The following is a 24,533-nucleotide window of genomic DNA, read 5'->3' as shown; positions in this document are numbered from 1 at the left end:
GATACGCTTTTCCAATTCCCGGCTTTTGTAACTTTCACTTTGCATTTCAACAACAATCCTTTTAGATGTTTGCAAATGTCTGGAATACTTATTAAGCCACTGATAAATAGCCTGAAAGCTGACAGAATATTCCCTGGATGCTGCCAAAACCGAGACTTTACCCGATTCAATATCTTTAACAACCTTCTTTTTTAAAGCTTCACTAAATACCCGTGAAGCGCGTAAACTTGTCTTTTGATTCATGATTGACCATTTAATTTTTTGGTCAACCTATTTCAGGCTTATACAATTCTTCCGCCTTCAACCCAAGAAAAGACCGCTACAAACAATGCCTCTCCGACCTAACCCCCTTCATCATTCGATATTCCTTGTTCATCTGTTCGATATTCCCATCCTTCTCCCTATCTACAGTATAGCAATGCCCTACCTGCAGTATAGCTGCGGTATAGATACTGCGTGATCATCACGCAGTATCTATACCGCAGGTAGGGGGTTGATAGGTACTAGATAGGGTGAAGCTATATGGCAGGTAGCATTAAGATAAAGCCAGTAAAAATCAAAACCTGCTACTAGGTCTGCAGATATTAAAGAGAAATGTTTTTGGATCTGAACTTATTTAGGGGCTTTTTTATAGAGGTAATAGGCCACAAAAGAAAATACAACATTGGGAATCCAGGCTGCTAATAACGGTGGAAGATCCCCTTTTACGGAGAAAGTGGTTGAAAATCTGTCGGATACGATGAAAATTGCTGCTATGACAATACCAATAGCCATATGAAGACCACTGCCACCCCTGGTTTTACGGCCGGCGATCGTTGCTCCTATAAGTGTAAGTAATAGCACTGTAAAAGGTGTAGCGGTACGGCGATATAATTCCACCTTTAATGGATTAAGACCCTCTGAAGCCCTGGTTTCTTCCGTATGAATATAACTGGCAAGTTCCGGAGTTGTCAGGTTGTCTTTTAAATAATTATCCATTTTCAGCTCTTTAGGCTGCAGCTTCAGGTCGATATTCATTGTGGGAATATTCCTGATGGATTCACCAAGACTATCCAGGTTGCGTTCTACTACCGACACCAACTTCCAGTTATGTTTAGCAGTATCCCATTCCAGCCTCTGAGCCCTTAAATTGTAGAACATCTTATTGTTCCTGACCTTATTAATGAAAATACCTGCTGCTGTTTTGGATGAAGTATCATAGTTTTTAATACCCACATAGGTCACCGAATCTATGCGGCGGTAAATGGAACTGCTGCTAAAATTGGGATTAGGACCGCTGTTGTCAATATAAGTGGTCTGAAACCGGCTCCTAATCTCATTTGCCCTTGGGAGAACGTAGCGGGCAGCGAAAAACAAACCAATGGCAAAGAATAGTCCGCCAATGAAGTAAGGTCTTAGCCACCTGTTGTAGGTAGTACCGCTGGCCAGGATGGCTATCACCTCGGATTTCAAAGCCATTTTGCTGGTAAAATAGATCACAGCAATAAATACAAATAGGGGATAAAGCATTCCCCAGATAAATGGTATAAAGCCTATATAATAATTATAAAAGATCTCTTTGCTGCTCAAACCAGACTTTACAAAATCATCCGTTTTTTCGCTGATATCAATAGCCACAGCCAATGTGGTCATGATCAACATGCAGAAAAAGAATGTTACAATGAACTTTCGAAGTATGTACCAGTCGATCTTGGTAAGCATGGAAGCGAAGTAAATATATAATTGGAAGAATAGGTGAAAAGAAATGATAAGTTTTACATGGTTCCAAAAATTAAGAAGCATCGCAATTGTTTAATTCTCAGCTTTTTTTGTTGCAACAACCTCATTCTATAACTTTAGGGGCCTAACGATTAACCTACACAAACAAGAAAAAATGTAAAAATGGTTGTTATAAAAGACAGGTTTAAAGAAAAAGCGGATGTGCTTGCAACGGAAATCAAAGATTTATTAAAGGAGCATGGTTCAAAGGTGATCGGCGAAGTGCAATTGGCGCAGATCTACCAGGGTATGCGTGGTATAACCGGACTAGTGACTGAAACCTCGCTACTGGATGCCCAGGACGGAATTCGCTTCAGGGGGTATTCCATTCCTGAATTACAGGAAAAGCTTCCTAAAGCAGATGGAGGCTCAGAACCTTTGCCTGAAGGCTTGTTTCACCTGATGCTGGTAGGAGAGTTGCCCACCAATGAGGATGTACAGCACGTAACTTCCGTTTGGCAACGCAGAAGTCATGTACCTAATCATGTTTTTGCCACAATAGAAGCATTACCCGTTACAGCCCATCCTATGACCCAGTTTGTAGTAGCCATCATGGCATTACAAACGGAAAGCCAGTTCGCAAAGCGCTATGCTTCCGGAATGAACAAGAAGGAATATTGGGATGCTGTATTTGATGATTCAATGGACCTAATAGCCAGGTTGCCAAGGGTAGCTGCCTATATTTATCGCAGGAAGTATAAGAATGGAGATCATATACAGCCTAATGGCTTATTGGATTGGGCAGGAAATTTTGCCCATATGATGGGATACCAGGATGAAAGCTTTAAGGAATTAATGCGTTTATATATGACCATCCATGCAGACCATGAGGGTGGTAACGTTTCGGCGCATACGACGCACCTTGTGGGCTCGGCTCTCAGCGATCCCTATTTAAGTTATGCGGCGGGTATGAATGGCCTGGCAGGACCTTTACATGGGTTAGCCAACCAGGAAGTGATCAAATGGATATTTGAACTAAGGGAAGATCTGAATACAGATTTGCCAAGTAAGGAACAGATCTCGGAGTATGTTAAAAAGACACTGAGTGAAGGAAAAGTAGTACCTGGATATGGTCACGCAGTTTTGAGAAAAACGGACCCCCGCTTTACGGCTCAAATGGAATTTGGCAAAAAGCATATGCCTGATGACCCACTTGTGCAAACCGTTTGGAATATTTATGAAACAGTTCCGCCCATCCTCCAGTCTTTAGGGAAGATTAAAAATCCATGGCCAAATGTGGATGCTCACAGTGGGGCTTTACTGGTACATTTCGGAATGGTGGAATATGAATTCTATACTGTTTTATTTGCCGTGAGCAGGGCACTGGGTGTATTGGCAAGTCTTTGCTGGGACCGTGCATTGGGATTCCCACTCGAAAGACCAAAATCAGTTAGTACACGACTGGTTAAAAAATGGCTGAAAGGTGAAGATGAAATCTGGGGTGATTAATGCTCCTCAATGATATGTGCTAAAGCCTTCAATGCAAATTGAGGGCTTTATATTTTAATACAGACCTATGTATCCATTTTACAGGAATATACATCTGTATATATCCGTTATTTAAAAGAAATTATCCAATGATTTCAGACTGATTGGCTTTTCCCAAATGGTCAATTTGGCTCCATCCAGTTCTGTAGGCATTGTAGGACGAAAAGCGCTGATCAAATGAAATTGAATATCCGGGAATTTTTTAAAAAGGTCAGGAAGCTTATCCCAGCCCAATCCATCGGGGAGGTTATAATCAATAAAAAGGTAATCGGGAATGATCTCATTTAACCTTGAAATACCATCTGCAAGGGTGTGAGCTATATAGACTTCATAATTCTTTCGTAAAAAATAGGTCTTCATGAGCAGACACAAGTCTACCTCATCGTCAATAATTAATACTTTTTTCCTCGTTATCATAGCTCTTCTAATGTCTTAGTTCCTAAATTATCATACCAGTAAAAAACGGGGCAAAACTGATTATATCCCATAAAATTATGGGATTGATGTATATGATACACATTCTCTATTAATAATTATTGTCAAACATAAAAAGAGGAGTTTGGTATGATTATTTAAACATTACCAACAAATATTACTCATCTTTAAATAGTTATCATTATGACAACGAAATCAAAAATCATCCTGGGATTAGTAGGAGCTGCAGCAGCAGGTGTAGTGGTAGGATTGCTTTTGGCTCCTGACAAAGGAACTGAGATAAGATCTAAGATATCGCAAAAAGCAGGCGATTGGACCAGTCATTTATCCGATCTTTTTGCCAGCGCCAAAGACGAAGTTGGTAATATGGCAAGGAAAGGTTCGAAAGCTGCAGCTGATGCGGGAAATAAATTCAACAATGTAACTGAGAACTTCAGTTAATATTGAAACAGGTGCAGGTCATTATTGGCCTGCACTTTCTTTTACCTGTAATATCATGGGCATGGAAGACTTTGCAACTCAAAACGGAACGACTACAAAAGAAGATCTTAAAACAAAAGCAACCCATCTCAAGGACCATGCAACTGAATATGTAAAGACATATGCGAAGCTGGCCAAAGCAAAGGCCACCATTGGCGCATCCAATGCTGCTTCCGGAATTGTCATTGGTGTTTCTGCAGTTCTATTTACTTTTTTCTTTTTAATATTTGCTTTTACAGGTATTGCCTGGTGGTTGGGTTCCTTATTAAATAGTCCCGCTGCAGGATTTTTCTGTGTGGCTGGTTTCTTCCTGCTGTTCATTATATTAATATTTGCCCTTCGCAAGAAAGTTATTGTTCCAATGATCAGGAATACCATTATCAGCAAGGTTTATGAAAAAGATTAAAACATACGAGGATCTTTTGCAGGAAGAACAAAGGCTGTTGCTACAGTTAAAAGCTTCAGAGTTGTTGATCCGTGATGATATTGCCGGTGTGAAGGAAGGGCTAAAGCCTATTGGTAGGGTGATGAAAACAATCAGTAAGTTTACAACCCGCGACCGCACCGGTGCTTTCGCCAACTTTGGATTGGATTTCAGTGTAGACCTCCTGGTAAGAAGAGTGTTATTGGCAAGAGCAGGCTGGTTTACCAAGATCCTGATCCCTTACGTTATCAAAAATTATTCATCGCATTTCATTACGGAGCAACAAAAGGCCAAATTGATGCAAAAGGTTAGCTCCATCCTTTCAAAGTTTCGCCCGAAAGCCGATACGGCTCAAACAGCTGAAGCCGGTAATTAAGTTTTAAATATATCAGTCTGATATGTTAAACTACCTGGAAAATAAGGAGATACTATTTTAATGGTAAAACAGGTACAATTTTTAGTTACTTATTATTCAATTAATTATTTCGGTATGGACAGGAATGACAATGAAATAAGAACAGAAAAGCTTCAGGATACCAATGAAGGTTTTCCTGACATGACCCCAAGAAGAATCGGGGGAGATGATAGTCTTTCAGAAACTTCTCCCATTGATAGCCGTGCTGATGAAAAAGTTCTGACTAATAGAAATCGCAATAATAATTCAAATAATAACGAAACTGTGAGGCAGGGAAATGATGATAAAAATCAGTCAGGTACAGATGATCAGATGATTGAAAGGTAGTAGCCCGGAATTGGAAATGCCTGGAAGGTGTTTATAAGTTAGGTGGATGGATAATGATTTTCCAGGGATATCATTTCACATTTTTTGTCATCAGAGGGTTAGGTTTGCAAGTGGCCTCCGTTCAATCGGTGGCCACTTCTTTTTTAATGATACAGGTCTGCCTTACATAAAAAAGGCGCAGTATTACTGCGCCTCGATCATCAAATACAATTAAGTTAATCAACTCTTCTGAAACCGCCTGCTATTAATGAAAGTACAAACAGTACAAGGAAAATATAGAAAAGGATCTTTGCTATTGAGGCTGCACCAGCAGCGATTCCACCAAATCCGAATATCGCGGCAATAATGGCGATAACTAAAAAGATAATTGTCCAGCGTAGCATAAGTTATAGTTTTTGTATGGTTAATAAATCTTCACTTCTATCAATTAAAGAATTGTACCATAAAGCTGTTAAACCGGAAAACTCTTATAAATAATTGGGTAAAGGTTTTTGAGGAATATGTTCCACTAAGGGCAAAAATGAAGGGTTGAAGGCTGTAATTATAAAGGGGAATTTTTATGGTACATTTTTTATTCCTGATATAGGAGTCTGAAGATATAATTAATGCAAAGCACTATGAATTTTAGAAATTCCTCATCTGTTCAGCCTTTGAATGCGGGCAAACCTACTATGCCTTTAGGAAGACAACCTATAGTAGAGAGGAAAATTTCTGATCCTTCGTCTTCCCCAAAATGTGAACGTTATCCAATTCCATCTTTTTTTGAATATAGAGCCAAACCCAGGGATACTGAATTTTTATAAACATTGTTCACCCTTAATCATATAAGCGCAACCCTAAAAGGTTGCGTTTTTTTTATGCGGGCTCTGCTGTAATATTAAATGCAATGGCTGAGCTGGGGAAAAAACACCCCAAAATGGTGGATCTGATTGGCAATATCGTCAGATTATTATGCTATCCCTTCAATCCTTTACGCACTTAAATAACTGAATATCAATATTGTTTAACTCTTTTTCCCCAACATAAATTTTGGTGTTAGAGTTGTCTTATAAAGTATAAGCCAAAATAAGCACCATGATCAATCAGCACTTAGGTCAGAAGCAGAGATTAAAGATTTTGCCCCAACAGATCCAGTTACTGAACTTTTTCCACCTGAATACACTGGAATTAGAACAAAGGATACAGCAAGAGATAGAAGACAATCCATTATTGGAAGATCAGAAAAATGAGTTTGAACCTGTGGTTGATAAATTCAACAAGGATTCAGTTCAGGACTACCAGGATTGGGAGGAATATGGGTATGATGACATACCAGACTATAAAGTAGAATACGGTTGCACATTACATAATGATAAACTGCCGGAGCGACCTATTACAAACAGTTTTGATTACCGCATTTCAGTAAAGGAGCAATATAAGCTTACAACTGATGATCCAAAGGAAACGGAATTGGCCGAGTTCATCATTGATTCTTTGAATGAATGTGGATTGATGGAACAAAAACTTGAAGATCTAGCGGAAGATATTTCGTTTAAATATAACCGTTGGGTTGAGGCTGAAGAGATAGAAGAGATCTTATTAAGAATACAGCAACTGGAACCTGTAGGCATAGGAGCACGTTGCATTAAAGAGTGCCTGCTGATTCAGCTCTACAGGTTGAACACGAAAAGGCCGGATGTTCGAACGGCTGTAAAACTGCTGGAAGATCATTTTAACGATCTGCACAACAGGAATATGGATAAAATCAAGGCTCACCTGCAGATTGATGAAGAAGAGCTGAAGATTGTATTAAAGTTGATAGCAACATTAAAGATGAAGCCGGTCTGCGAATTGCAGGAAGGAATCAATCAAAATATAGTTCCGGATTTTATTGTTACGAGAACCGGGGATACGATTGAGGTGCAGTTGTTCCGCCAGCGATCTGAAAGTTTGAATATTAATTCTTCCTGGAAAGAAATGGCTGAGAACAATGCAAAGGTTACTACTGATAAATCAGCAGTACAGTATATTAAAAATAAATTGCAATCAGCTCAGTGGTTTATACATGCAGTGCAGCAAAGAGAAAGTACTATGATGAAAATCATGAAAGCCATTGTGGAATTGCAATATGATTATTTTATGACAGGTGATATCAATCAATTGAAGCCGATGATATTGAAAAATATTGCAGAAATTGTAGGCGTGGATATTTCAACGGTTTCGCGGATAACCTGTAATAAATATGCTGAGTCACCTTTCGGATTATTATTGCTTAAAGATTTGTTTACTGAAGGTATAGCCAATCAAAAAGGACAGGTGATCAGCAACAAAGTGATACAATCTGCCATTGAAGAAGTGATAGAAGGAGAAGATAAGCACAATCCTTACACCGATCAGCAGTTAGTGAAGATCCTTTCCCAAAAAGGTTTTTCAGTTGCCAGGAGAACTGTGGCCAAATACAGGGAACAACTGCAGATACCAGTTTCCCATGTGCGTGGTTTATGGGCATAATTTCGTTACTTTAATTTCGAACCAAATAAATAAAAATCCCAAATGCAGACCATTTTAATCATTGATGACGATAGAGATATGTGTCTTTTGCTGAAACGATTTCTTACACGTCATGGATATGAGGTATTAGAAGCTTATAACGGTAAAAAGTCCCTGGAATTATTGGAAACAGTTGAACCTTCACTTGTAATGTGTGATTTCAGGCTGGAAGATATGGAAGGAAACGTTTTACTGGGAAAAATAAAAGAAAGGTATCCTCACCTTCCTGTGATAATCATAACCGGGTACAGTGATATCAAGATTGCTGTTGAAGTAATGAAAATGGGCGCATATGATTACATAACCAAACCATTGTTTCCTGACGAGATCCTGGTAACAATTAAAAAAGCTTTGGAGTCTGCTACCAAGGATGAAGAAAGAACGCATGCAGCACCTGTATCAGCAGGATCGAATGATAAAGTTGAAAGACCTGTTGTAGCGAAGGAGAAGATGCCTAACATAACTGTGTCAGGTGATTATATATTTGGTGACACACCCGTATTTCGTCAGATATTGCAACAAATCGACCTGGTGGCGCCCACCAATTATACCGTGATCATTCATGGAGAAAGTGGAAGTGGTAAAGAAGCGGTTGCCCAGGAAATACATAAACGCAGCAAGCGCAAATCAAAGCCATTTGTGGCTATTGATTGTGGAGCCCTGTCCAAGGAGTTGGCCGGAAGTGAATTGTTTGGTCATGAGAAAGGTTCCTTTACAGGTGCGCTAAACCAAAAAGTAGGAAGCTTTGAGTTGGCCAATACAGGAACGATCTTTCTTGATGAAGTGGCCAACCTATCATACGATATACAGGTATCTTTATTAAGAGTAGTTCAGGAACGTAAAATGCGCAGGGTAGGTGGTGTAAAGGATATCGAGTTGGATGTGCGTATTATAATAGCCAGTAATGAACGCCTTTGGGATGCTGTACGCAGGGGAAAATTCAGGGAAGACCTATACCATCGCTTCAATGAATTCAGTATTGATATTCCACCATTGCGCCAGCGGCCTGATGATGTGATGCTCTTTGCTAACCACTTCCTCCACCAGACAAATGAGGAATTGGGTAAGAATATCAAAAGATTCAGCAACGAAGTCGAAAACATCTTCAGAACTTATGTTTGGTATGGTAACTTACGTGAATTAAGAAACGTGATCAAACGCGCCACTTTGTTAAGTGACGGGGAAGAAATCGAGGCGAGCTCATTGCCATTTGAAATATCTCATTTTAATAAGCTTCAATTTGATAAACAGCCCGAGCCTGCTGCCACTAATTCTATCCCAACTACTGTAAGTGAAATTGCTGAAACTCCCAGGAATGTTTCTGAAACTACCCTGAAAGGAGCAAGCATTGATGCTGAGTATGAAATGATTTTAAAAGCTTTAAAGAAGGTAAACTTCAACAAAAGCAAGGCAGCCAAGTTGTTGAATATTGACAGGAAAACGCTTTATAATAAAATGAAGCAATACCAGGAGTTTAATAACCAATAAATCCTGGGCATATTCAATTCCAGGTTTGTTTCACCATTAATGATTCTTGATTTTGTGATGTGTTGTTTGAACTACCCTGAAGCAGGTTGGAATGAATAGAATGATCTACAGTAACCGGGGATGTGATGCCTGTGCTATGCCATAAAGTTTATTGGCAGGTATAGTATCTTATCCCCGGAATTTATATATCTATACCGAAATTCATCTACCAGCCGGGACAATTTCAAGGATTAGTAAGGTTGTTATTTGATCATTGGGTAAAAAGTAAAAAATGTCTTTATTTAAATCGCCTATAAAGATTCTGATAATCGATGATGATGAGGATGATTTTTTCATCACTTCTGAATACCTTAAGCAGATACAGGAATACCAGTTACAGATTGATTGGTGCTATAAATTCAATGAAGCGCTCCAGCTCCTCAAAGAACGCAAATACAATATGTTCTTTGTTGACTACCGGCTTGGAGCAAGAACTGGTCTTGATTTTTTAAAGGAAGCCGTACGTCTTGATGTGGAAGAGCCTATTGTGCTATTAACAGGCAAGGGAAATAAGGATGTAGATATCGAAGCCATGCAAATGGGTGCCACTGATTACCTTATTAAAACGGAGCTCACCACAGATAAACTGGAAAGGTGTATCAGGTATTCTTTGGAGCGCATGGCTTATTTAAAGGCCTTAAGAGCCAATGAGAAAAAATACAGGAGCATCTTTGAGTTGTCAAAAGATGCAGTATTTATTGCAGACAAAAACCTTCGGTTTGTAGATATGAACCAGGCAACAAATGTTTTGCTTGGTTTCGATAAAAATGAGCTCCGGGAAAAAACGGTTTTTAATTTGATTTCTGACAGTACGGACAGGAGCCTGCTTGAAAAGATCATGTATGAGGAGGGCGAGGTAAATGATTTGGAAATAGAGGTGCAGACGAATTCGGGAGATAAGAAAACATGTATTTTGTCAGCAACTGCCACTATAGATGAATCAGGGTCTTATTACCAGGGTTTATTGCATGATATCACCAATCTAAAACGTGCGGAAAAGGCTAACCTTTTGATTGAAAAACTGGGAGCAACAGGCCGGCTGGTAAGAACACTTGCCCACGAAGTAAGAAACCCACTGAATAATATCAATATGTCTGTGGAGCAATTGCTTCAAACGAATGAGGGTGGTGATGAGTCGCAGCTTTTTCTGGATATAGTTCAAAGAAACAGTAAGCGTATTGGAGATATTATTACCGAATTGTTAGATACTTCCCGGCCAACAGACCTGGTTTTCGATACCTGTTCCTTGCAGGCCATCATGGATGAAAGCATTGCAGAAGCTCTTGACAGGATCACCCTGCAACACGTGAATATGCAGATAAAATATGCCAATGAACCCTGTATTATTATGGCAAACAAGGAAAAGCTCAAGATTGCTTTTCTGAATATTATAATTAATGCTGTAGAAGCAGTGGCGAGTGTTACCGGTGAACTGGTCATATCTATAGATAAGATAAAAGATGCCCATGTAGTTGTAATAAAGGATAACGGTTGCGGCATACCTGAAGAAAATATCTCCAGGTTGTTTGAACCTTATTTTACTTCCAAAAGAAACGGTATGGGTTTGGGATTAGCGGCTACCCTGAATATATTGCAGTCGCATAAAGCTAATGTGGATGTTACATCTGTGGTGGGTCACGGAACAACATTCACTATTACTTTTCCTGCCATTTAATGCTGAATGTGGACCCAGGTTGAACTTCACGAATAGTTAAAGGTTATAATCAGAGTTGTATGCGGCTTTGAGGAATTTCCTTGGCTTCCTGTTTTATTATAAATACCGCTGTTTGCTTCGGACGAATGCCCTCGCCTGCATTTAAGGCATATACCTTGGTAAATTCAGCGCCAAAATATAATATCATGGAAGAATAATAGACCCAGGTCAAAATGATGATGATAGAGGCTGCAGTGCCATAAGTAATTCCCAGGTTGGACCTGCCAAGATAGAAGCCTATGATTACCTTACCTAGTAGAAAAAGTAGGGCTGTTAAGGCGGATCCTATCAATGCATCTGTCCAGGATATTATAGCGTCTGGAAGAATCTTAAAAATGACAGTAAATAAGCCTGTGATTACAATCAGAATAATAGCAGTATTAATAAAATTGAATAAGGATACCGTATAATCGGGAAAAAGCTTAATGAGCCTGTCACTTAAAACGGATAATAACGCATTGACTATAAGTGATACCAATAAAAGGAAGCTCAGTACCAGCACGAGGGAAAAAGAGATCAGGCGGTTAATAATATATTTTAACCAGCTTTTTTTAGGATTGGCTTTAACTGACCAGATAAAATTAATGGATCCCTGCATTTCAGTAAATACTCCCGTTGCACCTAGGATCAATACAATACCTCCAATAATAGCCCCGGCTACAGTGGCATGTGTGTGCTGGATGTTTTTGATGATATCCTGAATTTGCACAGCGGCATCATTACCCACCACGCCATTTATTTCGTGGTATATCTCGCCCTGTACAGCATCCTTGCCAAAGAAGATACCTGCCAGGGAAATTATAATGATTAATAAAGGACCCAGCGCAAATATGGTATAGTAGCTTAAAGAGGCACTTAGTTTAAATCCATGGTCGTCCGAAAATGAAAGTGCTGCCTGACCTACCAACTGAAACATTTTTCCAAGCTTTTTCATCGTCCTCTTGTGCCTTATTTTTTGAAAGATAAACCAGAAAAAATGAATAAAAAATCAGGCTGAGCAGTCATGGGGATTATTGTACACAGAATAACCTGATGTTTAACTTTCTTCTACAAAAACCTTTGATTTTACAAGCTATTTATAATGGCAAAATATTTTCTTATAATAATCTGAGCCTCGTATTACGAAACACAAATTATTAAACGATGAGAAGTATACTTTATATCATAGCAGTCATCCTGATTATAGGTTGGTTATTGGGTGTTTTTGCCTGGGGCGCTGGAGGATTGATTCATATCCTTATTGTGATAGCCGTAATAGCATTGTTATTAGCAATTATCAGGCGGGCTTAAATCAGTTAATTCAGTCTTTCTCATATACACGGTCCATTCTATCAGCAAGGCTACAGTCTCCACTGTAGCCATTTTTTTTATTACCTGTTGGATTTATAAGTGCAAAAAAAAGAGCCATGAAGGCTCTTTGTTGTATTAAACACTATTAATTTATGGATTGGAGGAATAAGCCAGCTCACTTATTCTTTTAGAACACTCCCGGCATATCCGGGCACATTCCCTGAACTTTTCTTCCTGGCGCTCTTCACAAATTTCTGCGCATTCTTCACATATGCCTACACATAATAAGGCAAGATTACTAATATTGGGAGAATAGCTTTTGATAGCATGAAAGGTGCCCATACAGATCATGGCACACTCATCGATAACTTTTGAGACTTTCCTCGAGACATTATTGGTGACATCAGCCAGGCTAACCAGCAGGTTTTCACAATTTATCCAGGCTTCAAAACAGGCTTGCGTTTGGTTGCTTGTTACAGTGATCATTTTAATTCTTAACTGTTTTTTTCTTAATGGTTTCCACATCCTTCATGAAGTTTGTGATTCTTGAATCATTATAGGTTCCATAAGAATCTACAATTGTTCCTTTGGTGCCGTCATTGGTTTCAATGATATAAAGAATGGCATTGTCATCGGGATCAGATTCTCCTTCAAAACGGTAAAAGTTTACCACCTGGATCTCTTCAGGTAAATAACTATTCAGGTGTTGAACAGATTTCAATCCTTGTTCTGTGATGGTAAAATCTTCTGAATATCCTTCATTGACCATATGGGTTAAACAGTTTGCCAGGCTTTTCATATACGGCATACTGTTATTCTCATTCATGATCATTTTATAACTATTTTATCTATAGAACAAAAATGTTTGCCAGCTATTTTCAAAGCTGAACTACGTAATAATACATAGCCATGAGTAGTAATTTCCCCAAAACCCGGGTCCGGTTGGGATTACATCTCTCCATTTACGGAATTTTGAAAACCCCGGAATTTTCCGGGGTTTTACAATTAATCAAAGGGCATTATTTACTTAGCTGCTTTGTGCATATCCCTTAATCTTTTTACTTCGTCGTGCCCTACTTTTAAAGATGCTTTTTGCCTCACTACCAGGTCCCTGATAGATGGTTCAAAATCAACATCCGCATTTAAGGCAGTATCATACGCTTTTTGAGCTGCGTCTTCTCCAAACTCGCAGTTGTTTAAAACTGTTTCGCGATCATGTCCGGTGATAGTGGCTTTAAGGTCCATCCAAACACGATAGATCTTACCAGAATTTGTTGTTCCTTCTGCAGGCTCACCACCCAGTCTTCTTACCTCCTGGTTTAATTCCTGGCCATATTGACGGCTTTCCGTAATATAACGCTGGAACAATGTACGTAAATCAGCATCTCCATCCTTTAATTCATCAATGGCCTTTTCATATCCTACAACCCGATCCTGGTTAATTCTAACGAGGTCGTTCAGTATTCCTATTACTTTTTCATTTTCCATAATTCTGATTTTAATTGATAGAAATTATGAAAAAACCATACCTGAAATAAAATACATCTTTTTCGATTCGGTTTTTTTATAGCTCAACAATAAGGTAGCCCCGGTATAAAAATTATAGGAATTACTATAACCCTTAAAATCTATATTATATGGCTAAGTATTCAAAAGGTGCCGGAAAAAAGGTTGAAAAGACCATGCATGAAATGCATCAGGGTAAATTAAAAAGCGGTCGAAGTGGAAAGAAAGTGACGTCCCGAAAACAGGCAATTGCAATTGGATTGTCTGAAGCCAGGGAAAGGGGAGAGAAGGTTCCTAAAAAATCAGGTTCCTCTTCTGGAAGAGGCTCAGCTACGAAAACCGCATCAAGGAAATCAGCCTCAAAAAAAGCGGCTCCTAAAAAAGCATCTTCTAAATCCTCTTCAAGGGGTTCATCAGGTGCTTCAAGAAAAACAAGCTCAAAATCATCCTCCCGTACAGCATCTAAAAAGGCTGCTTCAAAGAAGAGTTCCTCAAGAACAGGTACTAAAAGATCAGGAAGCTCTGCTTCTAAGGGCTCTGCTGCAAGAAAATCATCAACCGCAAGAAAAACTTCAACTGGATCAAAGACTGCTCGTAAAACATCCAGCAAAAGAAGTAGCAGGTAATGTACTAATGATTAATAGTCCATGCTATCTTAATAAGAAAACATGGACTATTATTATTAAACCAGTTCCTCAAGGATCTTCATCAATACTTTTTCTTCTGATGCCAAACCTGTAAGATCATCTGGCTTTTCTATTTTATCCAATTCCTTTAAATATTTATCCAGGTTTCTCTCTTCATAAAGCTTAATGATTCCCGGGTGAACGTAATATTTTTTACATACGGTTCTTGTATTACCTAGTTTTTTGCTTACCTCATCAAGTGCAGCTACGATATTTTTTTTGCAGTCTGTATCAGTGGCTGCCTGGCCCATGGATTTGAATGCTCTCAAAATATTCAGGGTGCCTGCCCATGTACGAAAATCCTTGGCACTAAAATCACCACCTGTTGCTTCTTTAATATAGCGGTTCACCATACCTGAATCAATTGGCCGCCTGTTGCCCTCTGCATCATAGTATTGAAATAATTCCTTGCCGGGGATATCCCTGCATTTCTGCACCATCCTGGCAAGTTTCCTGTTCTTTACGCTTAATGTATGTTCAATGCCCTTCTTGCCTTTAAAGCAAAAATGTATCGTATCGCCCGTTATTTTTACATGACTGTCCTTTAATGTGGTCAATCCATAGGAGCCATACAATTTTTCATAATCATCATTGCCTATTCGTATGTAGGTTCTTTCCATAAGGCTTAAAATGGTGGCAATTACTTTTTCTTCAGTTAATTCTTTCATTTCAAGATGATCTTCCATTTTTGCCCTCATAGCAAGCAGCACTTTTCCAAATTCAAATAGCCTGTGAAACTTGGTTTCATTTCTTAATAATGACCAAAGCTGATGATAACGGTATTGCTTGCGCCCCCTGGCATCAATACCTGTTGCCTGTATATGCCCATTTTCCTTGCAACATATCCAGACATTTGTCCAGGCAGGAGGAATTGCCAGCTTTTTGATCCTTTCCAGTTCCATTTTGTCTTTAACGGGTTTGTTATTGTAGATATAGGTGAAACCCGGACCTTTCTTCTGTCTGATTATTCCTTTGTCTTTATCAGATACATACAGAAGATCGGCTACTTTAGCTGCCTTACTATAATCCTTGTCGATCTTTAGAAATTCCTTGTGTGATAGTTCTATAACCTGCTCCATAGTTAAGACAGTTTCTTTTTCATTTGTTCAATCCTGGCCTGGTGAGAAGTACGCTTATATTGGTGGATGTCTCCTGCTTCATCTACCGAATGTGAGCTATGCAGGTCATTTTCTTTTTTTGCCAGTTCTGAAAGCCGGATATAGAATTTCTTGAGAACTTCCAGTTCATCCTGGGTCAGGTCTTCTACAACTATTAGCCGGTTACTTGCTCTTTCATCACTTGCTATTAGTTCATTCAATTTCAACTGAATAGCCAGGGAATCTTTGTTCTGTGACTGCTGGATGATAAAAACCATCAGGAAAGTGATGATGGTGGTTCCCGTGTTGATCACCAGTTGCCAGGTATCTGAATAATGAAATATGGGTCCGGTGCAAGCCCAGATGAGTATAACGGCTACCGCAATTAAAAATGCCGTTGAAGAACCGGTAGCCTTTGTTACTGCCGCAGCTATCTTTTCAAACCTGGCTTTAAATCCTTTCTTCCCCTTTTCTATTTCACCAGATTTGATCTCTTTTTCTATATTATTTTCTATTTGGTTAGGATTTGCCATAATGATCGTTTAACCAGTTATAATGAAAAAGCCAGACCAAAAAGCCTGGCTTCATTTTTCAGAGTAATTTCAATAGGTATATTCTAGTCTTCTGTTTCGCCTTCCGCACCTATATTGATACCGCTAACAGCAAGTTCTGTTAATAACTGGTCTGCTTCTTTCTCTTCGTCTAAAGTTTCCTGTAACAGATCAGCTATCTCATTTTCCCCCATAGTTTTTGCTAATTGAACCAGGCTTCCATAAGCTGCAATTTCATAGTGTTCCACTTTCTGAGCGGCAATGATAAGACCAGCATCCCGGACCATTGTTCCTTTAGGTAGCTCTTCAATAAGACTTTCTGCTTCTTTCACCAAACCATCCATAGCATCGCATTTTTTTGCTCTTGCAGCCATGTCAAGCATTTCAAAAACTTGCTCCAGCCTGCCGATTTGCTGTTGTGTAACCGCAAGATGTTCATCAAAAGCATTAGCCAGTTCTTCCGAAGTTGAAGCTTTCTTCATCTTTGGTAATGCCTTCGTCAGGTGTTTCTCGGCCCAATAAATGTCCTTTAATTCATCAACAAATAATTCCTTCAACATGGTCTCTTCTGTTTTGGAAGTTGACCTGGTTGTTGTCTTTCCTGCAGCAGGTGATTTCGTATTTCTTGGCATAATTTAAATGATTTATGATTAATAAATGTTTGGAAGTATTATAAAATATAATGCCATTGTACTTTGCTGAAATCCGCTACAGGAGCGGAGATCTGTAGAGTTTTTTACACAGGAACCAATAGTTTCATAGTCATCTATACGTATTTTTTATGGTATCTAATTTGGAGTTATACCATTGAGCCTTTGTGTTAATCATCAAAAAATTCTTTATGGCTACCAATCAACAATTAAACTTTCTGCAAGAGAAGATCCAGGAAATAGGAAGCGCCATCTTCTTTAATTTGAGCGATTCGGTTCTCAAATTACCAACCTCCCTGGTTAGTACCCTCAAGGTGGATGATTATGGTTTTGTCTGGTTCTTTGTTCAGAAGCCAAAACAGTATTTGAGTCAATTTGAACCCGAGTTCCCGGTGCGATTGGATTTTTTCAAAAAAGGAAGTAATTACTTTTTGCAGGTAATGGGCAAAGGTTGGGTAGTATCTGACCCTGAAGAAATGAATTTGGTTGAAGCTTTGCCCCAGGAAGCGAAACAACTTGCGATGTATGATATGGTGCTGGTAAAGGTTAAAATTATGAAGGCTGAATATTATGAACCTAAAGCTGCCGGTCGGTTGTCATGGTGGCAAAATGCAGTGCATACGGTAAGTGCCTGGTTCAATAACAGTCATTACAGGCCTGATACTTATTTCCCTGCATCCTAATTAAAATATAAGATATGAGATCTATCTGGTCAGGAGCTATATCATTTGGTTTGGTAAATATCCCTGTAAAACTAAATAGCGCAATAGAAGCGGGTAACGAACTGGATTTTGATATGCTTTCTAAAAAGGACCTGGCCCCGATACGCTATGCAAGGATTGATACAAAGACAGATAAGGAAGTACCCTGGAAAGATATCGTTAAGGGGTACCAATATGCAAAAGGAAAATATGTAGTGGTCACTGATGAAGACTTTGCTAATGCAAGCCCCGAAAAGTCTAAAACTATAGATATTGTTCAGTTTGTGAAGGAAGAGGAGATAGATCCGATCTATTATGAGAAGCCCTATTACCTGACTCCTGACAAAGGTGCTTCCAAATCTTACCATTTATTGATCAAAGCCCTGGAAGAAACGAAAACAGTGGGTCTGGCTGAATTCATGCTTAGAAACCGTCAACATATTTGCGCTTTAAAAGTTCGTGATGGTGTTTTATTGCTGAATCAAATGAGATACCACGAGGAGATAAGGGATGTGCCCGAGGTAGAGGCTCCAAAGTCGGAAAAGATCAGTTCAAAAGAATTGCAACTGGCAGTTAAACTTATTGATCAGCTTACAGAGAAATTCAAACCTGAAGTTTTCAAGGATACTTACGTAAATGAATTAAAGAAAGTGATAAAAGCAAAAGCAGCAGGCAAATCGATACATATAGCAGAACCAAAGAAGGCTTCTGCCACTGTCAAAGATTTGATGGAGGTATTGAAGCAAAGCCTGGAAACCAAGAAGAAAACAGCTTAATGCTGGACCTTATTACTTCAAGGAGCCTTTGCCAAGGCTCTTTTTTTGTGCCTTTACTTCTTTCATTATGTCAATTAATATTTCGGTTTTTGGGAGCATTAGGTCATGGGCTTATGGCATTATAGGATAGATAACTTCATTATAAAACCCTGTTATTACTCTTGTTACTTAAACTGCTATTCTTATTTTTTAACTGCTTTTAGTGGCATAAGTTTTTTGCCATATAAATCCATATGAGCTTATCACTTTATAATAAAAAACGTCATTTTGATAAGACCTCCGAGCCAAAAGGTAAAGAAAAGTCTTCTAAAGGAGCTTTGCGTTTTGTAGTTCAAAAACATGATGCTTCACATGTGCATTACGATTTCAGGCTGGAGATGGAAGGTGTTTTAAAAAGCTGGGCGGTACCTAAAGGACCCTCCTTAAACCCAGCAGATAAACGCCTTGCTATGGCCGTAGAGGATCATCCCTTCGACTATAGAGATTTTGAAGGTATTATACCTGAAGGAAATTATGGTGGCGGCACTGTGATCGTCTGGGATGAGGGAACATATGAACCACTTAATAGTGAAGGCCTAAGTCGTAAGGAAAAGGAAAAGATGTTATTGCATCAATTGCATACAGGAAATCTAAAATTTGAATTACACGGTGAAAAGCTAAGAGGTGAGTATGCTTTGTTTTTAATGAAGGCAAGAGGAGAAAGATCATGGATACTGGTAAAAAAGAATGACGAATTTGCATCTGAGGAAGATGTTACTGCTCAAAATACTTCTGTAAAATCCGGTAAGACCATTGCAGAAATTGCCAAAGAAAATGGAACAGAACCCAATCATCCTGAAGCAGAAATAAAAAAGGCATCAAAACGACAAGTAACTATTTTAAATAAAAAGAATTCTGCTCCCAAAAAACAGGCTTCACCCAAGAGTAGTACTAGCAAAAAAACTGTAAGTTCTTCAGCAGGAAATCGTAAAAAAAAAGCCCTGAACGTTCCTGATATATTGGGCGAAAGCAAAAATAAAGCTGTAAAGGCTGCAATGCCTGCAGAAGTTACACCCATGCTGGCAACATTGATCACAGAGCCCTTTGATGATGACAAATGGATATTTGAGATCAAGTGGGATGGTTATAGAGCAGTTGCTTATTGTAATGAAAACTCAGTGGAATTAGCTTCACGCCGACAGCAGTCTTTTACCGGTAAATATTCGCCAGTAACTGATGCTTTAAGTGGTTTGCAATTGAAAGCTGTATTTGATGGAGAAATTGTAGCAGTTAATGAAAAGGGAATTCCCGAATTCCAGTTATTACAAAACTTGCAAAATAATCCTGCACAATTACAGTATTATATTTTTGATATTATATGGCTGGAGGGATATGATATTACACAACTTCCACTTATTGAGCGGAAAAGGATATTAAATGAAATATTACCGGGAAATGATCCCGTAATAAAATATAGTGATCATATAGAGAACAAGGGTAAAGAGTTTTTTAATATAGCATTGAAACAGGGATTGGAAGGTATTATGGCCAAAAAAGCCTTAAGCACTTATAAGATCGCCACCCGAAGCGATGATTGGGTAAAGATTAAAGTGAATCAAAGACAGGAAGCGGTAATTGCCGGGTTTACCCAACCAAGAAATACCAGGAAGTATTTTGGGTCTTTGTTGTTAGGGATCTATGACAATGACGAACTGGTATATGTAGGTCATACGGGAAGTGGATTTAATGTCAAAAGCCTCGAATCTATTTATAACAAAATGCAGCCTTTAATTATAGAGAAATCTCCTTTTGCTAAAAGACCAAAAACCAATATGCCCGCTACCTGGGTCAAACCTAAATTGGTTTGCGAGATAAAGTTTTCTGAGTGGACAAAAGACCGGATGGCCCGTCATCCTATTTTTATGGGGTTGCGCGATGATAAAAAAGCAAAAGATGTAATTTTTGAAAAAGCTAAACATATGTCGCAAATAAAAAATACAAAAGAACCTGTTGCAAAAAAAACTCCTGTAAAAACTCCAGGAAAAGCTGCTGGTAAAAAAGCAGCAACAAAGACTGCTTCCCACAAAACTCAAAAAAAAAGCCCGGCAAGGTCCAGGTCAAATAAAATGCAGGTAGATCTTGATGCTGGCATTGACCAGGAAGTAACTATAGATGGACATGAATTAAAGCTTACCAATCTTAATAAAATTTACTGGAAGAAGGAAAAATTCTCGAAAGGGGATATGATCAATTACTACCTTCAGATGGAACCTTATATTATGCCCTATATGGTGGACAGGCCACAGTCATTGAATCGGCACCCAAATGGCATAGAGGGACCTAACTTTTACCAAAAAGATGTAAAAGGGAAGGTGCCTGATTGGATGCAAACGCATGAAGATTTTAGTGAATCAACGAATACAACTGTTGAATACCTTATTTGCTCAAATGAAGCGACATTGATCTATATGGCTAACCTGGGATGTATAGAAATGCACCCCTGGCATTCCAGGTCTCAGAGCTGGCAAAATCCCGATTGGTGCCTGGTAGACCTTGATCCGGATAAGACTAATAGTTTTGAACAGGTCATTAATGTAGCACAGGTAGTTCATAAAGTATTAGATGCAATTGGTGCTAAAAGTAATGTAAAGACCTCCGGTTCTTCGGGGATCCATATTTATATTCCCTTTGGCGCCCGTTATAATTATGACCAGTCAAAGCAGTTGGCCGAATTGGTGGTGAACATGGTGCACCAGGAAATGCCAGACATAACCAGTATAGAGCGCAGCCCTGCCAAAAGAAAAGGATTGATTTACTTGGATTATCTGCAAAACAGGCAAACTCAGACCGCAGCAGCTCCTTATTCTTTAAGGCCTAAGCCAGGAGTGCCGGTATCTACGCCACTCGATTGGAGTGAAGTAAAAAAAGGGCTAACACCTACAACCTATAATGCAAGGAATATCTGGGATAGGCTTAAAATTGAAGGTGATCTGTTTAAACCTGTGTTGGGAAAAGGTATAGACCTTGATAAGGTATTAAGTAAATTAGCTGCCTTGATGAAATGATATGAATAATAACCTGAGGGTCTATAACAATACTTTCCCGGAGCACCTGAATAGTGATTTCCAGGTTGAGATTTTAGCTAGTGATTGTTTGTTTACTGAAGGACCCGTATGGAATAAGGAAGGTTATTTCCTGTTTAGCGATACCCCTGCCAATGTTATTTATAAAATAGTGCCTTATCGTAAAAAGGAAGCTTTTTTACAAAATGCAGGAACCACAAATCCTGGAGATCCTGATCTGAAACCAGACCAGGTTGGATCAAATGGTTTAGCTTATGATAATGGGGACCTATTGATTTGTCAACACGGAAGTCATGGAATTGCGAGGTATGATGGTAACCAGTTATTGGCATACATCAATTCATTTGAAAACCGGCCTTTTAATAGTCCCAATGACCTGGTGCTTCATGAGGACAGGCGCTTATATTTTAGTGATCCTCCTTACGGTCTTGCAGAAAGCAAATTAAACCCTGCAAAGTTTCAATCCATAGCCGGTGTTTATTGTTATAATAACGGAGTGATTCAACTAGTGTGTGATAAATACCAATATCCTAATGGTGTATGTTTGACTTACGATCAAAAACATTTGTTCATTTGCTCCAATAAGCCATTTGAACGTTTTATATCATTGTATGATACTTCCACCAATCAATTTGAAAAAATATTTGCGGAAGAAAATAGTGATGGCATAGAATGCGACAGGAATGCTTATGTGTATTTGTGCAATAAAGAGGGTCTGATTATCCTTGATCAATCCGGTATGCGGTGCGCGCTTATAGAATTGCCGGCCATTCCATCCAACATATGCTGGGGTGGCAATGAAATGAAAGACCTGTTCATTACTGCCAGGCAATTTGTCTTGCTCATTAAGGATTTTCTGAAATAAATCGCTTTAAGCTTCTGAAAATACTACGTTATGCTCTTTTAGGAACTGCTTGATGATGTCGACATGAACACAATTACCAACATGCAGTAATGGTTGGTTAGTGATCTTTATTTTTCTTCCTTCTGAATACATTTCCTGGTTATTCATATCGAACCCCAGGTGGAGGTGGTTAGTCATGCTTTGCATTCCATAGATCAATCCCTCTGAATTGAAAAGAGGTCCCCCGCTTTGACCTTTCAGGCCTGGGGTGCTCATTTCCACACCAAATATATTTCCATTTTTATCGCCGAAATGACGTGTCACCATTCCTTCAATTGGAAATCTTACCATCCTAATATTTTCATTATTCCAGCTTATGGTTTCAGTCTGATCATTATAATTAAAATTGGTGAATTCGGGAAAGGGAAATCCCAGCCGGCAAAGAAAAATACCAGGTTGCAGTTCGGTGCTTTCCCGGGTAAATATGGCATGACTTGTATAATACGTCTTTGTAAAGCCTTTCATTTTTAAAATAGCAAGATCATATACAGGATGTTCAAAAACATCAATGGTTTTCAGGTCAACACAGTCTACCATCTGGTAAAGCAACTGGCAGGCGTTATTGGGTTTATCATAACCATATTTTGCTTTTAATTCCTTTATCTTTTTATTATAGGATCCTGATTTTTGAAGTAAAGCTTTTTCTTTTTGAAAGTTTTCAAACTGCTGCGTGATCTGTCCCGACTGTTTTATAAGTGAGGTTACGTGTTTGCATGTGATGGCAACTCCCTCATCATTAACAAAAAACAGGGTAGCTGCTCCGGGTCTGACTACTTGTTCTCCGTACACATTTGAAATGAAGTGTATTGGGCGGGTAAACTGTCCTACTTTTTCTATAGCAGTTTTGAACATGGAGGATGTTTGTGGGTTGAAAGATAAGTGGTAAAAAACAGATAAATATCCATTACCAGTTATAAAAGAAAAAGGCTCTGACTATAAAGCCAGAACCTGTTATCTCTCTTCCTTCGCCGGCATTACCCGGATCAGGTTCAATGGGTATGTTCTCAGATTAATTGAATTAACCACCCCATGAGAGAAAAGAACTTAAACTAATTGTTACCAAAACTGTGCCTGATATGAATAAATTAAGCAAAAATGATACTATTAATTTCTCTGGAAATTTCTTATCCATTTACTATTTCTCCTCCATTCGGATGTAAAACCTGGCCGGTCATATAGGAAGCCTCTTCACTGGCAAGGAACAGGTAGCATGGAGCTACTTCTGCAGGTTCGCCAGCTCTTCCTAATGGAACATCGCTGCCAAATTCTGCAACCTTTTTACCTTTGAAACTTCCTGCTATTAATGGGGTCCATATTGGTCCTGGTGCAACTCCATTGACCCTTATACCTTTTTTGGCCAGGTTTTGAGCCAAACTGCGGGTGAAGGTTAATATGGCTCCTTTGGTAGATGAATAATCTATGAGTTCACTACTGCCTCTATAGGCTGTAACAGAAGTGGTATTGATGATGCTTGCACCTTTCTTTAAGTAAGGCAGTGCGGCACGTGTGATACGGAACATAGCTATTATGTTGGTTTCAAACGTTTCATACAATTGTTCGTCTGTAATAGCTGTCAATGATTTTTGCTCTGTTTGAGTGGCTGCATTATTTACCAGTATATCCAGTTTTCCTAATTCATTTACGGTGCCTGTTACAATTTTTTCGCAGAATCGTGCTTTACGAATATCACCAGGAAATAATATGCACCTGCGTCCGAATTCTTCTTCTATGATCCGCTGAACTTCCCTGGCATCTTTTTCTTCTTCAGGTAAATAAGAAATGCTTACCTCAGCTCCCTGTTGGGCAAATAAAACTGCTACAGCTCTTCCTATACCGCTATCTCCACCGGTTACAAGTGCCACTTTGCCGCCTAATTTCTGTATAGGTTGGGGTTTTAAGGTCTTGGGCTGAGGATTCATTTTGGCCTGTAATCCAGGCATACGTTGGCTTTGCTTGGGTCTTTGCTTTCTTGGCTCTTTCCCTTTCTGCATGTTCAGTTTTTTAAAAAAATATAGAAATTATTATACCATCAATTTGTAAGAATATCAATTGAAACCCTATTTTTGCAGCCCTCAGAGGGGAATTAGCTCAGCTGGCTAGAGCGCTTGCATGGCATGCAAGAGGTCGTCGGTTCGACTCCGATATTCTCCACGCTTTAAAGCCGCCTTCGGGTGGCTTTTTAATTATGTTTTACATCTACATTATCTATAGTT

General features: G+C 39.0%; 27 protein-coding genes, 1 tRNA gene and 1 riboswitch. Of the genes, 15 read left to right on the top strand and 13 right to left on the bottom strand.

The window, feature by feature from the left end:
- Both BP74_RS20735 and BP74_RS20730 read right to left on the bottom strand, forming a co-directional pair.
- Positions 1 to 243, bottom strand: a 243-nt coding sequence (locus BP74_RS20735) for a transposase (protein WP_496377316.1), incomplete at its 3' end; no start/stop codon positions are given.
- 369 nt (positions 244 to 612) lie between these two features.
- Complete coding sequence (locus tag BP74_RS20730; RefSeq protein ID WP_496377314.1) at positions 613 to 1,782, bottom strand: LptF/LptG family permease; 1,170 nt, start codon at positions 1,780 to 1,782, stop codon at positions 613 to 615.
- Positions 1,783 to 1,881: 99 nt separating this feature from the next.
- On the opposite strand from BP74_RS20730, the gene BP74_RS20725 reads away from it, so the two are divergent.
- Entirely contained in the window at positions 1,882 to 3,207 is a 1,326-nt protein-coding gene (locus BP74_RS20725; RefSeq protein ID WP_496377312.1) for a citrate (Si)-synthase, eukaryotic, read from the top strand.
- Between the two features lie 111 nt (positions 3,208 to 3,318).
- Here the strand turns inward: BP74_RS20725 and BP74_RS20720 are convergent, their stop codons facing one another.
- The gene (locus BP74_RS20720; RefSeq protein ID WP_496377310.1) at positions 3,319 to 3,663 is read right to left on the bottom strand and encodes a response regulator; all 345 of its coding nucleotides are present in this window, start codon (positions 3,661 to 3,663) and stop codon (positions 3,319 to 3,321) included.
- A 201-nt stretch (positions 3,664 to 3,864) separates the two neighbouring features.
- On the opposite strand from BP74_RS20720, the gene BP74_RS20715 reads away from it, so the two are divergent.
- The 4 genes from BP74_RS20715 to BP74_RS20700 all read left to right on the top strand — a co-directional run bounded on the left by BP74_RS20715 (position 3,865) and on the right by BP74_RS20700 (position 5,327).
- Positions 3,865 to 4,122 (top strand): YtxH domain-containing protein, encoded by a 258-nt coding sequence (locus BP74_RS20715; protein ID WP_496377308.1) that lies wholly within the window; start codon positions 3,865 to 3,867, stop codon positions 4,120 to 4,122.
- Positions 4,123 to 4,183: 61 nt separating this feature from the next.
- Positions 4,184 to 4,567, top strand: a complete 384-nt coding sequence (locus BP74_RS20710; RefSeq protein ID WP_496377306.1) for a phage holin family protein — start codon at positions 4,184 to 4,186, stop codon at positions 4,565 to 4,567.
- On the top strand, positions 4,554 to 4,961 hold the full coding sequence (locus BP74_RS20705; protein WP_496377304.1) for a hypothetical protein: 408 nt from the start codon (positions 4,554 to 4,556) through the stop codon (positions 4,959 to 4,961). The genes BP74_RS20710 and BP74_RS20705 overlap by 14 nt, the downstream gene beginning before the upstream one ends.
- A 114-nt stretch (positions 4,962 to 5,075) precedes the next feature.
- Positions 5,076 to 5,327 carry a hypothetical protein gene (locus BP74_RS20700; RefSeq protein WP_496377302.1) on the top strand — a complete coding sequence of 84 codons (252 nt, stop codon included), beginning with the start codon at positions 5,076 to 5,078 and terminating at the stop codon, positions 5,325 to 5,327.
- A 215-nt stretch (positions 5,328 to 5,542) separates the two neighbouring features.
- Here BP74_RS20700 and BP74_RS20695 read toward each other — a convergent pair whose 3' ends face one another.
- Complete coding sequence (locus tag BP74_RS20695) at positions 5,543 to 5,710, bottom strand: DUF1328 family protein (RefSeq protein ID WP_072836198.1); 168 nt, start codon at positions 5,708 to 5,710, stop codon at positions 5,543 to 5,545.
- A 691-nt stretch (positions 5,711 to 6,401) separates the two neighbouring features.
- Between BP74_RS20695 and rpoN the strand changes: the two genes are divergently transcribed.
- The 3 genes from rpoN (at position 6,402) to BP74_RS20680 (ending at position 11,058) form a co-directional block, all read left to right on the top strand.
- Positions 6,402 to 7,817, top strand: coding sequence for an RNA polymerase factor sigma-54 (gene rpoN, locus BP74_RS20690; protein ID WP_496377300.1), 1,416 nt, complete (start codon positions 6,402 to 6,404; stop codon positions 7,815 to 7,817).
- A 42-nt stretch (positions 7,818 to 7,859) separates the two neighbouring features.
- A complete protein-coding gene (locus BP74_RS20685) occupies positions 7,860 to 9,344 on the top strand; it encodes a sigma 54-interacting transcriptional regulator (protein WP_496377298.1) in 1,485 nt (494 codons plus the stop codon).
- A 271-nt stretch (positions 9,345 to 9,615) separates the two neighbouring features.
- A complete protein-coding gene (locus tag BP74_RS20680) occupies positions 9,616 to 11,058 on the top strand; it encodes a two-component system sensor histidine kinase NtrB (protein WP_496377296.1) in 1,443 nt (480 codons plus the stop codon).
- 49 nt (positions 11,059 to 11,107) lie between these two features.
- Here BP74_RS20680 and BP74_RS20675 read toward each other — a convergent pair whose 3' ends face one another.
- Positions 11,108 to 12,013: a YihY/virulence factor BrkB family protein gene (locus BP74_RS20675; protein WP_496377294.1), complete on the bottom strand. Its 906-nt coding sequence runs from the start codon at positions 12,011 to 12,013 to the stop codon at positions 11,108 to 11,110.
- 227 nt (positions 12,014 to 12,240) lie between these two features.
- Here BP74_RS20675 and BP74_RS20670 point away from each other — a divergent pair, with 227 nt between their 5' ends.
- Positions 12,241 to 12,387 carry a lmo0937 family membrane protein gene (locus tag BP74_RS20670; RefSeq protein ID WP_496377292.1) on the top strand — a complete coding sequence of 49 codons (147 nt, stop codon included), beginning with the start codon at positions 12,241 to 12,243 and terminating at the stop codon, positions 12,385 to 12,387.
- A gap of 150 nt (positions 12,388 to 12,537) precedes the next feature.
- Here BP74_RS20670 and BP74_RS20665 read toward each other — a convergent pair whose 3' ends face one another.
- From BP74_RS20665 to BP74_RS20655, 3 genes are all read right to left on the bottom strand, one after another.
- Positions 12,538 to 12,873, bottom strand: a complete 336-nt coding sequence (locus BP74_RS20665) for a four-helix bundle copper-binding protein (protein ID WP_496377290.1) — start codon at positions 12,871 to 12,873, stop codon at positions 12,538 to 12,540.
- A 1-nt stretch (position 12,874) separates the two neighbouring features.
- Complete coding sequence (locus BP74_RS20660; protein ID WP_496377288.1) at positions 12,875 to 13,213, bottom strand: hypothetical protein; 339 nt, start codon at positions 13,211 to 13,213, stop codon at positions 12,875 to 12,877.
- 197 nt (positions 13,214 to 13,410) lie between these two features.
- Complete coding sequence (locus BP74_RS20655) at positions 13,411 to 13,875, bottom strand: PA2169 family four-helix-bundle protein (RefSeq protein WP_496377286.1); 465 nt, start codon at positions 13,873 to 13,875, stop codon at positions 13,411 to 13,413.
- 149 nt (positions 13,876 to 14,024) lie between these two features.
- Between BP74_RS20655 and BP74_RS20650 the strand changes: the two genes are divergently transcribed.
- Complete coding sequence (locus BP74_RS20650; protein WP_496377284.1) at positions 14,025 to 14,519, top strand: DUF6496 domain-containing protein; 495 nt, start codon at positions 14,025 to 14,027, stop codon at positions 14,517 to 14,519.
- A 56-nt stretch (positions 14,520 to 14,575) separates the two neighbouring features.
- Here BP74_RS20650 and BP74_RS20645 read toward each other — a convergent pair whose 3' ends face one another.
- The 3 genes from BP74_RS20645 to BP74_RS20635 all read right to left on the bottom strand — a co-directional run bounded on the left by BP74_RS20645 (position 14,576) and on the right by BP74_RS20635 (position 16,859).
- On the bottom strand, positions 14,576 to 15,658 hold the full coding sequence (locus BP74_RS20645; protein ID WP_496377282.1) for a DNA topoisomerase IB: 1,083 nt from the start codon (positions 15,656 to 15,658) through the stop codon (positions 14,576 to 14,578).
- 2 nt (positions 15,659 to 15,660) lie between these two features.
- Entirely contained in the window at positions 15,661 to 16,209 is a 549-nt protein-coding gene (locus BP74_RS20640) for a low affinity iron permease family protein (protein ID WP_496377280.1), read from the bottom strand.
- A gap of 83 nt (positions 16,210 to 16,292) precedes the next feature.
- The gene (locus BP74_RS20635; protein WP_496377278.1) at positions 16,293 to 16,859 is read right to left on the bottom strand and encodes a YciE/YciF ferroxidase family protein; all 567 of its coding nucleotides are present in this window, start codon (positions 16,857 to 16,859) and stop codon (positions 16,293 to 16,295) included.
- Positions 16,860 to 17,068: 209 nt separating this feature from the next.
- Here BP74_RS20635 and BP74_RS20630 point away from each other — a divergent pair, with 209 nt between their 5' ends.
- From BP74_RS20630 to BP74_RS20615, 4 genes are all read left to right on the top strand, one after another.
- Positions 17,069 to 17,560, top strand: a complete 492-nt coding sequence (locus tag BP74_RS20630; RefSeq protein WP_496377276.1) for a pyridoxamine 5'-phosphate oxidase family protein — start codon at positions 17,069 to 17,071, stop codon at positions 17,558 to 17,560.
- Positions 17,561 to 17,574: 14 nt separating this feature from the next.
- Positions 17,575 to 18,354: a non-homologous end joining protein Ku gene (ku, locus tag BP74_RS20625; RefSeq protein ID WP_496377274.1), complete on the top strand. Its 780-nt coding sequence runs from the start codon at positions 17,575 to 17,577 to the stop codon at positions 18,352 to 18,354.
- A gap of 233 nt (positions 18,355 to 18,587) precedes the next feature.
- A complete protein-coding gene (gene ligD / locus BP74_RS20620; protein WP_496377272.1) occupies positions 18,588 to 21,398 on the top strand; it encodes a DNA ligase D in 2,811 nt (936 codons plus the stop codon).
- A gap of 1 nt (position 21,399) precedes the next feature.
- Positions 21,400 to 22,281, top strand: a complete 882-nt coding sequence (locus BP74_RS20615; RefSeq protein ID WP_496377270.1) for an SMP-30/gluconolactonase/LRE family protein — start codon at positions 21,400 to 21,402, stop codon at positions 22,279 to 22,281.
- Between the two features lie 6 nt (positions 22,282 to 22,287).
- Here the strand turns inward: BP74_RS20615 and BP74_RS20610 are convergent, their stop codons facing one another.
- Both BP74_RS20610 and BP74_RS20605 read right to left on the bottom strand, forming a co-directional pair.
- Entirely contained in the window at positions 22,288 to 23,172 is an 885-nt protein-coding gene (locus BP74_RS20610) for a trypsin-like peptidase domain-containing protein (RefSeq protein ID WP_496377268.1), read from the bottom strand.
- 90 nt (positions 23,173 to 23,262) lie between these two features.
- A riboswitch (TPP riboswitch) is annotated at positions 23,263 to 23,360 on the bottom strand.
- A gap of 84 nt (positions 23,361 to 23,444) precedes the next feature.
- Positions 23,445 to 24,311: an SDR family oxidoreductase gene (locus BP74_RS20605; RefSeq protein ID WP_496377266.1), complete on the bottom strand. Its 867-nt coding sequence runs from the start codon at positions 24,309 to 24,311 to the stop codon at positions 23,445 to 23,447.
- 86 nt (positions 24,312 to 24,397) lie between these two features.
- Between BP74_RS20605 and BP74_RS20600 the strand changes: the two genes are divergently transcribed.
- Positions 24,398 to 24,471: transfer RNA gene (locus tag BP74_RS20600), tRNA-Ala, on the top strand.
- Positions 24,472 to 24,533 lie beyond the last annotated feature (62 nt).

The organism is Flavisolibacter ginsengiterrae DSM 18136 (genome assembly GCF_059568575.1).
This window is presented reverse-complemented; position numbering and strand designations above follow the sequence as displayed.

Excerpts from the sequence above, each read along its gene's own strand:
- BP74_RS20715 (WP_496377308.1), top strand. The coding sequence starts at position 3,865 with ATGACAACGAAATCAAAAATCATCCTGGGATTAGTAGGAGCTGCAGCA.
- BP74_RS20665 (WP_496377290.1), bottom strand. The coding sequence starts at position 12,873 with ATGATCACTGTAACAAGCAACCAAACGCAAGCCTGTTTTGAAGCCTGG.
- BP74_RS20630 (WP_496377276.1), top strand. The coding sequence starts at position 17,069 with ATGGCTACCAATCAACAATTAAACTTTCTGCAAGAGAAGATCCAGGAA.
- BP74_RS20610 (WP_496377268.1), bottom strand. The coding sequence starts at position 23,172 with ATGTTCAAAACTGCTATAGAAAAAGTAGGACAGTTTACCCGCCCAATA.
- rpoN (WP_496377300.1), top strand. The coding sequence starts at position 6,402 with ATGATCAATCAGCACTTAGGTCAGAAGCAGAGATTAAAGATTTTGCCC.
- BP74_RS20670 (WP_496377292.1), top strand. The coding sequence starts at position 12,241 with ATGAGAAGTATACTTTATATCATAGCAGTCATCCTGATTATAGGTTGG.
- BP74_RS20685 (WP_496377298.1), top strand. The coding sequence starts at position 7,860 with ATGCAGACCATTTTAATCATTGATGACGATAGAGATATGTGTCTTTTG.
- BP74_RS20650 (WP_496377284.1), top strand. The coding sequence starts at position 14,025 with ATGGCTAAGTATTCAAAAGGTGCCGGAAAAAAGGTTGAAAAGACCATG.
- ligD (WP_496377272.1), top strand. The coding sequence starts at position 18,588 with ATGAGCTTATCACTTTATAATAAAAAACGTCATTTTGATAAGACCTCC.
- BP74_RS20710 (WP_496377306.1), top strand. The coding sequence starts at position 4,184 with ATGGAAGACTTTGCAACTCAAAACGGAACGACTACAAAAGAAGATCTT.
- BP74_RS20640 (WP_496377280.1), bottom strand. The coding sequence starts at position 16,209 with ATGGCAAATCCTAACCAAATAGAAAATAATATAGAAAAAGAGATCAAA.
- BP74_RS20605 (WP_496377266.1), bottom strand. The coding sequence starts at position 24,311 with ATGCAGAAAGGGAAAGAGCCAAGAAAGCAAAGACCCAAGCAAAGCCAA.
- BP74_RS20700 (WP_496377302.1), top strand. The coding sequence starts at position 5,076 with ATGGACAGGAATGACAATGAAATAAGAACAGAAAAGCTTCAGGATACC.
- BP74_RS20635 (WP_496377278.1), bottom strand. The coding sequence starts at position 16,859 with ATGCCAAGAAATACGAAATCACCTGCTGCAGGAAAGACAACAACCAGG.
- BP74_RS20660 (WP_496377288.1), bottom strand. The coding sequence starts at position 13,213 with ATGAATGAGAATAACAGTATGCCGTATATGAAAAGCCTGGCAAACTGT.
- BP74_RS20645 (WP_496377282.1), bottom strand. The coding sequence starts at position 15,658 with ATGGAGCAGGTTATAGAACTATCACACAAGGAATTTCTAAAGATCGAC.
- BP74_RS20725 (WP_496377312.1), top strand. The coding sequence starts at position 1,882 with ATGGTTGTTATAAAAGACAGGTTTAAAGAAAAAGCGGATGTGCTTGCA.
- BP74_RS20615 (WP_496377270.1), top strand. The coding sequence starts at position 21,400 with ATGAATAATAACCTGAGGGTCTATAACAATACTTTCCCGGAGCACCTG.
- ku (WP_496377274.1), top strand. The coding sequence starts at position 17,575 with ATGAGATCTATCTGGTCAGGAGCTATATCATTTGGTTTGGTAAATATC.
- BP74_RS20730 (WP_496377314.1), bottom strand. The coding sequence starts at position 1,782 with ATGCTTCTTAATTTTTGGAACCATGTAAAACTTATCATTTCTTTTCAC.
- BP74_RS20720 (WP_496377310.1), bottom strand. The coding sequence starts at position 3,663 with ATGATAACGAGGAAAAAAGTATTAATTATTGACGATGAGGTAGACTTG.
- BP74_RS20655 (WP_496377286.1), bottom strand. The coding sequence starts at position 13,875 with ATGGAAAATGAAAAAGTAATAGGAATACTGAACGACCTCGTTAGAATT.
- BP74_RS20695 (WP_072836198.1), bottom strand. The coding sequence starts at position 5,710 with ATGCTACGCTGGACAATTATCTTTTTAGTTATCGCCATTATTGCCGCG.
- BP74_RS20680 (WP_496377296.1), top strand. The coding sequence starts at position 9,616 with ATGTCTTTATTTAAATCGCCTATAAAGATTCTGATAATCGATGATGAT.
- BP74_RS20675 (WP_496377294.1), bottom strand. The coding sequence starts at position 12,013 with ATGTTTCAGTTGGTAGGTCAGGCAGCACTTTCATTTTCGGACGACCAT.
- BP74_RS20705 (WP_496377304.1), top strand. The coding sequence starts at position 4,554 with ATGAAAAAGATTAAAACATACGAGGATCTTTTGCAGGAAGAACAAAGG.